This is a genomic window from Nitratireductor sp. GCM10026969, from assembly GCF_042660605.1.
In the GTDB taxonomy this organism is placed as follows: Bacteria; Pseudomonadota; Alphaproteobacteria; order Rhizobiales; family Rhizobiaceae; genus Chelativorans.
In genome coordinates, this window is sequence record NZ_JBHSUM010000157.1 from 1 (window position 1) to 9,373 (window position 9,373).

10 protein-coding genes and 2 pseudogenes are annotated in these 9,373 nt (G+C 58.9%); 8 read left to right on the forward strand and 4 right to left on the reverse strand.

Going from position 1 to position 9,373, the window contains the following annotated elements:
* From ACFP9U_RS21100 to ACFP9U_RS21110, 3 genes and pseudogenes are all read left to right on the forward strand, one after another.
* Positions 1-356 (forward strand): annotated as a pseudogene (locus ACFP9U_RS21100) (formylmethanofuran dehydrogenase subunit C); the annotation flags it as partial.
* Positions 357-446: 90 nt separating this feature from the next.
* Positions 447-824, forward strand: a complete 378-nt coding sequence (locus ACFP9U_RS21105; RefSeq protein ID WP_322449977.1) for a PH domain-containing protein — start codon at positions 447-449, stop codon at positions 822-824.
* 226 nt (positions 825-1,050) lie between these two features.
* A complete protein-coding gene (locus ACFP9U_RS21110; protein ID WP_378624481.1) occupies positions 1,051-1,338 on the forward strand; it encodes a putative quinol monooxygenase in 288 nt (95 codons plus the stop codon).
* A 181-nt stretch (positions 1,339-1,519) separates the two neighbouring features.
* On the opposite strand, the gene ACFP9U_RS21115 is transcribed toward ACFP9U_RS21110, so the two are convergent.
* Positions 1,520-1,741 carry a hypothetical protein gene (locus ACFP9U_RS21115; RefSeq protein WP_378624483.1) on the reverse strand — a complete coding sequence of 74 codons (222 nt, stop codon included), beginning with the start codon at positions 1,739-1,741 and terminating at the stop codon, positions 1,520-1,522.
* 529 nt (positions 1,742-2,270) lie between these two features.
* Between ACFP9U_RS21115 and ACFP9U_RS21120 the strand changes: the two genes are divergently transcribed.
* The 4 genes from ACFP9U_RS21120 to ACFP9U_RS21135 are packed head-to-tail and all read left to right on the forward strand — an operon-like array spanning position 2,271 to position 6,781.
* On the forward strand, positions 2,271-3,776 hold the full coding sequence (locus ACFP9U_RS21120; RefSeq protein ID WP_378624484.1) for a lipopolysaccharide biosynthesis protein: 1,506 nt from the start codon (positions 2,271-2,273) through the stop codon (positions 3,774-3,776).
* Positions 3,773-4,681 carry a polysaccharide pyruvyl transferase family protein gene (locus ACFP9U_RS21125; RefSeq protein WP_378624486.1) on the forward strand — a complete coding sequence of 303 codons (909 nt, stop codon included), beginning with the start codon at positions 3,773-3,775 and terminating at the stop codon, positions 4,679-4,681. The genes ACFP9U_RS21120 and ACFP9U_RS21125 overlap by 4 nt, the downstream gene beginning before the upstream one ends.
* The gene (locus ACFP9U_RS21130) at positions 4,678-5,685 is read left to right on the forward strand and encodes a glycosyltransferase family 2 protein (protein WP_378624489.1); all 1,008 of its coding nucleotides are present in this window, start codon (positions 4,678-4,680) and stop codon (positions 5,683-5,685) included. Before ACFP9U_RS21125 ends, ACFP9U_RS21130 begins: the two co-directional genes overlap by 4 nt.
* A gap of 16 nt (positions 5,686-5,701) precedes the next feature.
* Positions 5,702-6,781 carry a glycosyltransferase gene (locus tag ACFP9U_RS21135; RefSeq protein WP_378624491.1) on the forward strand — a complete coding sequence of 360 codons (1,080 nt, stop codon included), beginning with the start codon at positions 5,702-5,704 and terminating at the stop codon, positions 6,779-6,781.
* 139 nt (positions 6,782-6,920) lie between these two features.
* Here ACFP9U_RS21135 and ACFP9U_RS21140 read toward each other — a convergent pair whose 3' ends face one another.
* On the reverse strand, positions 6,921-7,763 hold the full coding sequence (locus ACFP9U_RS21140) for a hypothetical protein (RefSeq protein WP_378624493.1): 843 nt from the start codon (positions 7,761-7,763) through the stop codon (positions 6,921-6,923).
* A gap of 526 nt (positions 7,764-8,289) precedes the next feature.
* On the opposite strand from ACFP9U_RS21140, the pseudogene ACFP9U_RS21145 reads away from it, so the two are divergent.
* Positions 8,290-8,472, forward strand: a pseudogene (locus ACFP9U_RS21145) (IS3 family transposase); the annotation flags it as partial.
* 107 nt (positions 8,473-8,579) lie between these two features.
* Here the strand turns inward: ACFP9U_RS21145 and ACFP9U_RS21150 are convergent.
* Together ACFP9U_RS21150 and ACFP9U_RS21155 are read right to left on the reverse strand one after the other, a co-directional pair.
* Positions 8,580-8,882 carry a hypothetical protein gene (locus tag ACFP9U_RS21150; protein WP_378624494.1) on the reverse strand — a complete coding sequence of 101 codons (303 nt, stop codon included), beginning with the start codon at positions 8,880-8,882 and terminating at the stop codon, positions 8,580-8,582.
* Between the two features lie 61 nt (positions 8,883-8,943).
* Entirely contained in the window at positions 8,944-9,147 is a 204-nt protein-coding gene (locus ACFP9U_RS21155; protein WP_378624496.1) for a hypothetical protein, read from the reverse strand.
* Positions 9,148-9,373: the final 226 nt, after the last annotated feature.

The following is a 9,373-nucleotide window of genomic DNA, read 5'->3' on the forward strand; positions in this document are numbered from 1 at the left end:
CGGGCGACCAGGCGGGTGACCGGATGCGGCGCGGGCTTATCGCTGTCGGCGGCGGATGCGGCGACTATGCGGGCAGCCGCATGATTGCCGGCACGCTGGCGATCGCCGGCGGTGTGGGCCACCTGCCGGGCTATCTCATGCGCCGCGGCTCCATTCTTCTCGACCGCCCGCCCGCGACGCTCTCGCCCAGCTTCACGGGAAGCGGTGCCGTCGAGAGCGTCTTCGCCTCACTGATAGACCGTCATCTGATCGCCGAGAATATTTTCGACAAGCCGCTGCTCACCGGCGCGCCCGGCCGCTCCTGCGGCGACAATGCGGTGCTGGGCAAGGGAGAGATCCTGTATTCGCTTCGATGAGCCGAGGCCGGGCCGGAGCGGCATTGACCCACACCGCAGCCGATTGCACATTGCGCGCCATTTGATGACGCTTTGATAATGGTGATGGACATGGGATTGCTGGACGGTCTTCTGGGACATGGCAGCGCGGTCGATACCGCCAGGCTCGCACAGCGCCTCGACGGCGTGCTCATCGAGGGAGAGGATGTCAGGCTCGCCTTCAAGGTGATCCGTGACCTCATCGTCTTCACCGACAAGCGGATGATCGTGATCGACGTCCAGGGTCTGACGGGCAGCAAGGTCGACTATCTGAGCATCCCTTACCGGGCCGTCACCCGTTTCTCGGTGGAGACGGCCGGCACCTTCGATCTGGACACCGAGCTGAAGATCTGGGTTTCCGGCACCTCCTCACCGATCCAGAAGACGCTGAAGAAGGGAACGGATGTCCGCGGGATCCAACGCGCGATCGCAGCCGGCGTTCTCGGTTGAAAGCCGGCCGGCCCTGACACGCGCGGATTCTTCCGGGTGAACCGACTCTTCGGGTTTCGAGCGGTCATGGTGTTGCGGCATTCGCCGGCCTTGTCCGGTTCCGCCGCAGTAAGCGCCCAAAGGGGGGCGACCCTCTGGCGACCTTGCACATAGCTTTTCTTCAGCCCTCTGTCGGCTCGGACCTTCGTTCAACGTCCTGCGAAAGCGTCCACGAAGGGGTAGAAGCATGCTGGTTATTGCAGGTCACTTCAAAGTTCCGGCCGATCAGCGGAAGGCGTTCGTTGAAGCACACGCAGATCTGATAAGGCGTGCCCGCGCATATCCGGGTTGCCTCAACCTATCCATCAGCGAAGATCCTTTCGATCCTTCGCGTGTCAACTTGATGGAATTGTGGGAGTCCGAAGCCATTTTGGAGGCTTGGAGAAAGATATCAAATCCGCCCAAAACAGATATTCAGTTCGAAGGCGGAAATGTCCAAAAGCACCATATCAGCCACTCCGGTCCTCCATTCTAAAGAACACAGGCAGCTTTCCTCCCGTTCCGACGCGGCGTGGGCTGTTCTGACGAGGAAATTGCATAAGATTTATTATGGAACTTACTTGCACAGCGCGGCAGCTTGATTGATTGCTGCCACCGCCTTGCCCCAGAGCGCTCCACTGACATCAGTACGCGCTGTGCAGGTGCTCGGGCCCGCGTCAGACCACGAGGTTTGCGACCGTCGCGCGCGCGGCATTCGCCAGCGCTTTCGGCTCAGCGGTGAAGACGGCGTCGTGCGCGCCGGCGGCCGCCCACACGCAGCCTGCACTTCCTGGCGCGGACCCAACATCGGCGCCGAACACCCGCTTCAGGCGGAATTTTTCAACGGTATCTGGACGAAATGGACTTTCAGACCTACTCGGCTCTGCGCGCGTTTCCATGTCATTTGCGTGAACGATTCCTCGAGGATTGGCGAAATCCTCTCACGGATTATGCGGAAGCTACATAAAAGTTGCTGCAAATCGGGGAATTGATGTGATGCCTTTATTGGTACCTGCCAACAAGCCACCACGATCACCCGTCAGTTAGATTTCTCGGTTGCTTACCCAACGATCCGGTGGAATCATATGTTGCATTGCAGCATTACGGCATTGAGAGGTGCAGAGAGTGAGCGATGGCTGTTGCCTGGAACGAAGCGGGCGAATGTTCGGCGCGCGTGGGCCTCTTGCGTAGTGCGATTGGCTCTCGCCGAACCTCAAAGATCGAAAGCAACCACCCAGACGCCTACATTGAAGGACCTGTGAGGGATCGACGTGTTCGTTCGGGATTTTCTCGCCGAAAGTTGCCTATCGCGCTGACTGCCTCGGCACGCGGTGTGCTTGCAAATGGCCTCGCCAAGGCGCCCCATGTCGCTTCGGTCCCAAATAGTCGGCTGCCGCTGTGGGCAGAGATCCGCTGAAGGAACAGAGTTTGCTGGATCGTAGCGACAAGAGCCTTGAGCAGGAAGAGGAGGTCGTTCACGGCCGCCTGCGCACTGGTCGGGCACGCGCAGCCGTCCACGGCGTGTTCTGGTCGGCCCTGAGTGGCTTTGCGCCGGCGGCGGTCGCTGCGGGTGTGTTCACTGTCACCTCACGCTTCCTCACACCCGCAGAGTTCGGTCTGGTCGCGCTGGCGGCAAGCATCGCCATGTTCGCCAGCGCTGTCGCCCCGGCTGGCTTCGGCCAGGCTCTCATTCAACGCACCGATCTGGGGCGGCGGCATCTCGATTCGGTGTTCTGGCTTTGTGTCGCCGCCGCACTGATTATCTACGCGGTGATCGTGCTGACCGCCCCGGTATTCGCCTATTTTATGGGCGAGGCCGGCCTGGCCGCGCTCCTGCCTGTCATCGGCCTGCGTGTCGTCTTCGACCTTGCCGTCGTCGTGCCGAATGCGCTTCTTTCGCGCGCCATGGCTTTCAGCAAGATGGCGATGCGAACGATGATCGCTTCGCTTGTTTCCGCCGTCGTCTGTCTAGGCCTGCTGGCCCTTGGATACGGGCTTTGGGCGCTGGCGCTGTCGCAGCTGGCCGCGTCGGTTGCCATATGCGTGGGCACGCTCCTGTCGGTCAACTGGCGGCCCGGTCTGCGCTTCGAATGGAGAGCTCTGCGTGAGCTTGCCCACTACGGCATGTTTGCTTCGGGCCACCGGGTCTTCCGCATGATCAGCTTGGACCAGATCCTGATCGGCAGCCTTCTGGGCACGACGGCGCTCGGCATATACAGTTTCTCGCGGCGGATATTCAATATCCTCAATGATCTTGTCGCCGGGGCGCTGAACTCGGTTTCCTATTCGCTGCTGTCGTCCCTGCAGAGTGAGCACGAGAAGTTGAAGGAGGCGTTCCTCTTCGCGACCTTCGCCTCCTCGGCGCTCTCATTTCCAGTGTTCGTCGGACTGGCCATCGTCGCAGGCGATCTCATCCCGATACTCTTCGGCGCGCACTGGATCGAGGCTATACCCGCGCTCCGCAGCTTCTGCGTCATTGGACTGTTGAGTTGCATCGGCATCCTGCAGGCATCACTCATCAACAGCCAGGGCAATGCGAACTGGTGGTTCTACTATATGGTGGCGAAGCAGGTTATGACCGTGCTGGTGGTTGTGATCTTCCATCGCTTTGGCGTTTCCACGCTGGTCTTCGCCATTGCTGTACAGACCTTCCTCATGTGGCCGGCCGCCGTCTGGATGGTGCTGAGGATACTGAAGATCGGTCCCTGGACTTATCTGCGGCCCTTTTTCTCTCCCGCGTTTGCCAGCCTGGCGATGTTCGTCGGTGTATTCACTCTGCGGCAGTACATAGCTGAGGAGTCGGCATATTTGCGTCTCGCCGGCGAGGTCCTGTCCGGTGCGATAATCTATTGTGCTGTGCTTACCGCTCTCGACGGTCGCCGGATATTTCAGATGCGCAACCTTGTGCTGAAGCGAAGAGCGATTTCGGCATGAAGCTCACTTACTACAAGGGCAGTGTGCCCAATTTCGGTGACGAACTGAACACCTATATGTGGCCGCGGGTGCTGCCACAGGGCTTCCTCGACGAGGATGACAGCGAATTGTTTCTCGGCATCGGCTCGATACTGTGGGAACATCATCCGAAGAAAGCCCGAAAATATGTTCTCGGATCGGGATATGGAGGATATGCAGCCGCGCCCGATGTCCATGACGGCACGTGGGATGTGATATTCGTGCGCGGGCCCCGAACGGCCGCGCAACTCGACCTGCCGCCATCCAAGGGCATTTGCGACAGCGCTATCCTCTTGCGTAAATTCGACTTGCCGCCTGCGGCTGAAGAGCTCGGCATTGCATTCATGCCGCACTATCATAGCTTTTCACGGGGTCATTGGCCGGAGGCCTGCGCGCAAGCCGGCATTCGCCTCATCGATCCCCGCGAAAATGTCGAAACGATCATCAGCGAGATTCGCGGTGCGCGCATGCTGATCACCGAGGCCATGCACGGCGCTATCGTTGCCGACGCCCTGAGAACTCCATGGCTTGCGGTCCGTCCGATACACGCCGAGAACGCTGCCAAATGGTCCGACTGGGCCGAATCTCTCGGATTGGATCTGAACCGACACCCGCTCCAGCCGTCGAGCCTGTTCGAGTTCTATGTGAGCGCGACAAAAGGCCGGCGCTATTATGAGGGCCGCGCGAGGAAATTGGGCAAAAGCGCGATTGCAAAGCCGGCCGACCGGGTCTTGATTTCCCTCGCCGCACGACATCTCAGAAAATTGTGCCGATGCGAACCGCAACTGAGCCACGATGATCGCCTCGATAACGCTTTCAATCGTGCAATGGAGGCGGTCGAGGATTTCGTTCGGTCGCGCGCATCCATTATGGAGCGACGGCCATGAATACCAGGATCGCCGTCGTCATCCCCTATTTCCAGCGGGAACCGGGTATTTTGCGCAGAGCGGTCGATTCGGTCATAGCCCAGAACCTGCCCGGCGGTTTCGATGTGAAGATCGTCGTTGTTGACGACGAGTCGCCACTTTCCCCGCAGAACGACCTTCGTGACCTTGATCCCCCCTCCCCATACAGCATTGTCGTGCTGAATCGAAGCAACGGCGGCCCGGGCGCCGCGCGGAATACGGGGCTCGACCATCTTGATCCGGCAGAGACGGACCTTGTGGCCTTCCTCGATTCGGATGATGTGTGGTTCTCCGGTCATCTCCGTCAGGCTGTCGCTGCGCTTGCCGATGGAGCAGACTTTTATTTCGCCAATAGCATGCACGACAGTGTCACGTCGTTCTCCTATTACGAATACATGACGAAGAACCATGATGTTCGGGTCGGTGCGCAACCCGAGTCGCGATCGATATCGGGGAATGAGGCGTTCAACGAATTTCTGGTTCACTGCATCCCGCACACGTCCAATGTCGTATACAAGTTTCCGCCCCACAGCGACGTACGCTTTGCCAGGTTGCGCCGCACCGGTGAGGATCAGCTGTTCTGGATCACGCTCGCGAAGCGGTCTGGCAAGGTCAGCTATTCCACGGCTGTCATGGGATCGCGCGGTGAGGGCGTATCGGTCTACCGGGAAGCTCTCGCTTGGGATTCGGTCAACGCGCCCGACCGCCTGATCGACGGTCTCGTCTTCAGGGACACGCTTGCCACCATATTCGATCTGGATTCGACGCAAAGGAGGCTGAGCGAACAGGAGGCCCAGGCGACGCGTGATCACCTGGTGTTTCTGTGTCTTAGGAATCTTCGCTACAGACCGCTTGCCACCCTGCGTGCAGCTCTAAGGATATCGCGGGAACTGCCCTCATTCTGGCTTCACTTTCCAAAGACCTGCCTTCGCGTTCCAGCCCACTACCGTACATTCAAAACTCAGGCAGCCGTTCCGCAACTCTAACTGATGAGCGAAATGTATGAATATCGTTTTCGCCAGCGCCCATCCGTACCTCCCGCAGATCGCCGGCGGCAGCCAGTCAAATACTCATGAAATGACGCGGGAGCTCCTTGCACGCGGCCACGAAATCAGCGTCCTGGCCGGCCTGACGCCCGACGGCTGGATCGGCGCACGCGGTCGGGTGATGATGAAGCTGTTGCGGCGCAAGACCGTGTGCGACCGCAGCCAGGGCTACCCCGTCTACCGTTCCTGGTTCGCCTGGGAGGGGGCTGCGGACGTTGCACGTTCGGTGGCGCCAGATGTCGTCGTGGCGCAATCCGGCAAGGTCCTGCGCATTGCCCGGACCTTCCGGGACATGGGTCTACCGACGGTCATCTATCTTCACAACGTCGAGTTCGACGATCACGGAGCGCCGATCGAGGATTTCGACGACGCCGTCTTCCTTGCCAACTCACAATTCACCGCGGACCGCTACGAAGAAGCCTACGGAATTCGCTCGACGGTCTTGAATCCGCTTTTCCAGCCCGAACGCTATCAGGTTCCGACGCGCCGCGAACGGGTCCTGTTCGTGAACCCCCATCCCCTTAAGGGGGTCGATCTTGCCCTCGCGCTTGCACGGGCGTGTCCCGATATCCCGTTTGATTTCGTCGAAAGCTGGACGCTGTCGGAAGATCAGCGATCGGCACTTCTGCAAAGCATGGCGGGGCTGGACAACATCACGCTGCATCCACGAACTGACGACATGCGCGAGCACTACGGTCGGGCCCGTGTCGTTCTGGTCCCCAGCCAATGGGAGGAAACCTGGGGGCGCATTGCCTCTGAAGCGCATTACAGCGGCATCCCTGTTCTTGCCACGCAGATCGGCGGGTTAGGTGAAGCTGTCGGGCCGGGCGGTATTCTCCTGCCGCCGCAGGCGGAACTGTCGGAATGGATCGCGGCCCTGCGTTCCCTTTGGGATGATTCGACCCTCTACGAATCCCTCTCTCAGGCCGCAAAGCGTTATGCCGAACGCCCTAAGCTCGATCGCGCGCGCCAGATCGAGCAGATGGAGGAGATATTGGCCACAGCCGTCGATTATTGCGCAGAAAAGGCCGCATGAGACGGGACGGCCCAATAAGCAGGAAGTTTGAGGCGAAAATATCGAACTGTCGGCTTGCGGATATTGCGGCCAGCTGCAATCCCGTCAAAGATGAACCCATGTGGTCAACGGGTCGTTCACCGCGAAACAGCGCTCCCCTTCAACTGCTCTCCAGCATCCAGCGATAAGACGTCTTCCCGACCATTTCCCGCAACTCGTCATAGTTCTCGATCATGTCACTAAGCGGATCGGGGTTGGTCTTGCGCAGAAGGATTTCCGGCTTGCAGGGCTCCAGCCCCATAAATTCCATTACTTTGCGGTAGGCGACGAGCGGGTCATCGCTGATGTGCTCTTCGTAATTGAGTTCGCACACTTGCTTGCCTGCGAGGAGCCGATCGAGACGCTCATGACCTTCTTCGATCATCCGGATTGCGTCGATCAGGTCAAGATATCTGGCACCGAGCGGTATCCTGTGCAGATCGAGACGGAAGCGTCTCTTCTGCCGCTTCTGGTCCGCGCGAATATGAAACTGGCCGGTTTCGCGCAGGACGGCACCGGAAATCAGCCGGCGCAGGACGTTCTTCCTTTTCAGAACGACAAAACGTTCGAATCCGAGTTCGGACAGTGTGTCCACATAACGCTCCAGATCTAGGCCAATCACCTTGAGATGGTGCTCGTCGAGAAACTTCGTTTCAAAACCGAACATCCGGTTGCGCGCCTCGCGCATTTCTGTCCGCAGAACCTTTAATGGGTCCTCGGGAAGAGAATAGCCGCCAGACGCGACGGCTTCCATGTAGCGGTCATGTTCCCTCTGGAACACCTCGCCAGCCCAGTAGATGCGTCGGTGCTGCTGCAGCATACCTACCAGAACAGTGCTGCCGACGCGGCCAACATGAAACATGGCGACGTTTCCCGGACGAAAGATGCCAAGCAGCGGGTTCAACACGGCCTTGGCGTATCTGCGCGTTTGATGACCGATGAAGGGTTGGAGAAGTTCCGGCATGGGCGCCTCCCTGCGTTCGGCACGGAGCGCGGCGAGCTCGCTACGGCTCGGCCCGTCACGCTGCGCACTGGCGGCAGCGACCCGGCTCGCACTGAGTCGGGTGAGCCGCTAAATGGGCTCGGCCATGAGCCGCCGACCATATTAGACCCCCCGGAATGGATAATTATAACCGGGGTGAGGCGAATTGCACCCGCCTTATCGCACCATGCGCAATTCTTCTGGCAATCTATCACGCCTGTCATCGATTTCTTGGTGGTGCAAACGATTAGCGAATTGGCTCGTCTTGGCTAATCGCTTGCTAAAACTGGTTTATTTTAGTTGGCGAGGCATGCAACCTTCGACCTTCTGCCGGTTCCTCAAAACACCTTATCTCGGTGTCCACAAGTCGGCAGCAAGCCAGGCTTCTCAGCAGAAAATCTAGAGAATCGGGATGTCAACCTGTCCGACGTCAGCGCCAATGAGACAAATTGGGCTTAACTGAGGGGGGAGGATTTCTGGCTCATCGTAGCCTTTCAAAGGAGCGAAGATGAGACAGAAATCCAAGACACGGAAAGCGCCAGCGGAGAAGGTCGTCAAGGATATCCGCCGTGCAACGCGCAAGCAGTATGGTGCGGAGGAAAAGATCCGCATTGTGCTTGAGGGCCTGCGCGGCGAAGAGTCGATTGCCGCGCTGTGCCGGCGCGAAGGCATCGCCGAGAGCCTCTACTGGCCGGCGCGATCAAGGTCCGGTTCGACAATGCCGCTATCACCCGCAACCTTATCTTCGAAGCCCGATTCACCCGCTATCGCAGCGAGCAGCCGAACAATCAGCCCGAGCTAATGGAAGGAGCGATGCTGTGATGCCGTTGGGATTGAGAAGGTTGGCACAGGTTCGAAGGCCAAGACGCCGTACGCTTTCGCGAATTTTAGAAAGGTCGCCTCAGCGTGCTTTGAAAGGATCGGTTCTTGAGTTGCGGCGACGCACGCCTCCAATGCTGCTTCCATTATGGGCTCACCGTCGATGGGGAACTCCGCCAGGAAATCGATGCCTTGTACTGCATTGCAAATCTCAATAGCGACACCGCCGCCCCGGTGAGGCTTCACATAGACGGGCGTCTCGAATTTCGCTTCATAAAGCATGTATTTCCTCGCACGATTTCGCTGCCCTCCCGTCAAGCGCAAATATTGCGCGTACAAGTGGTCACCTGGAGGCAAGATGAATCACTTTTTTGCGCGCGCCCGTAACAATGTGATATTTTGAATTGGTGAGTTCCGATGCGCTGAACACGCTGATTTCTGGCCTGTCCTGAAGAATGGTGAAGTTGAGCAAGATCGAGGCCACAGTTCGCCGCCGATCGGGCGTGCGCCTACATAAACGGTCGCCTGCGCAGGGATGGGCAACCATCGCCAGCTCCCAGGCCGCGGATGAGGAGTCCCACCGAATAGGCCTCGGCCAAACGCGACATTCACCGGCAGCAGGTGACGCTTGCCTGCCCCGTTGCTGTTCGCTGAGTGCTAATTGTTTTCTATGGATCTGAGCCTAGAGCACGTCCCTTTTAATCTGGGTGATATCCTGCGGCCCTGAAGTGGTTGGCGCATTCGGCCGGCGTGAAGAGGTCGAGGACAGGACC

Coding starts and splice junctions, on each gene's coding strand:
- ACFP9U_RS21155 (WP_378624496.1), bottom strand. CDS start 9,147: ATGGTTGCCCATCCCTGCGCAGGCGACCGTTTATGTAGGCGCACGCCC.
- ACFP9U_RS21150 (WP_378624494.1), bottom strand. CDS start 8,882: ATGCTTTATGAAGCGAAATTCGAGACGCCCGTCTATGTGAAGCCTCAC.
- ACFP9U_RS21105 (WP_322449977.1), top strand. CDS start 447: ATGGGATTGCTGGACGGTCTTCTGGGACATGGCAGCGCGGTCGATACC.
- ACFP9U_RS21135 (WP_378624491.1), top strand. CDS start 5,702: ATGAATATCGTTTTCGCCAGCGCCCATCCGTACCTCCCGCAGATCGCC.
- ACFP9U_RS21125 (WP_378624486.1), top strand. CDS start 3,773: ATGAAGCTCACTTACTACAAGGGCAGTGTGCCCAATTTCGGTGACGAA.
- ACFP9U_RS21140 (WP_378624493.1), bottom strand. CDS start 7,763: ATGCCGGAACTTCTCCAACCCTTCATCGGTCATCAAACGCGCAGATAC.
- ACFP9U_RS21110 (WP_378624481.1), top strand. CDS start 1,051: ATGCTGGTTATTGCAGGTCACTTCAAAGTTCCGGCCGATCAGCGGAAG.
- ACFP9U_RS21130 (WP_378624489.1), top strand. CDS start 4,678: ATGAATACCAGGATCGCCGTCGTCATCCCCTATTTCCAGCGGGAACCG.
- ACFP9U_RS21115 (WP_378624483.1), bottom strand. CDS start 1,741: ATGGAAACGCGCGCAGAGCCGAGTAGGTCTGAAAGTCCATTTCGTCCA.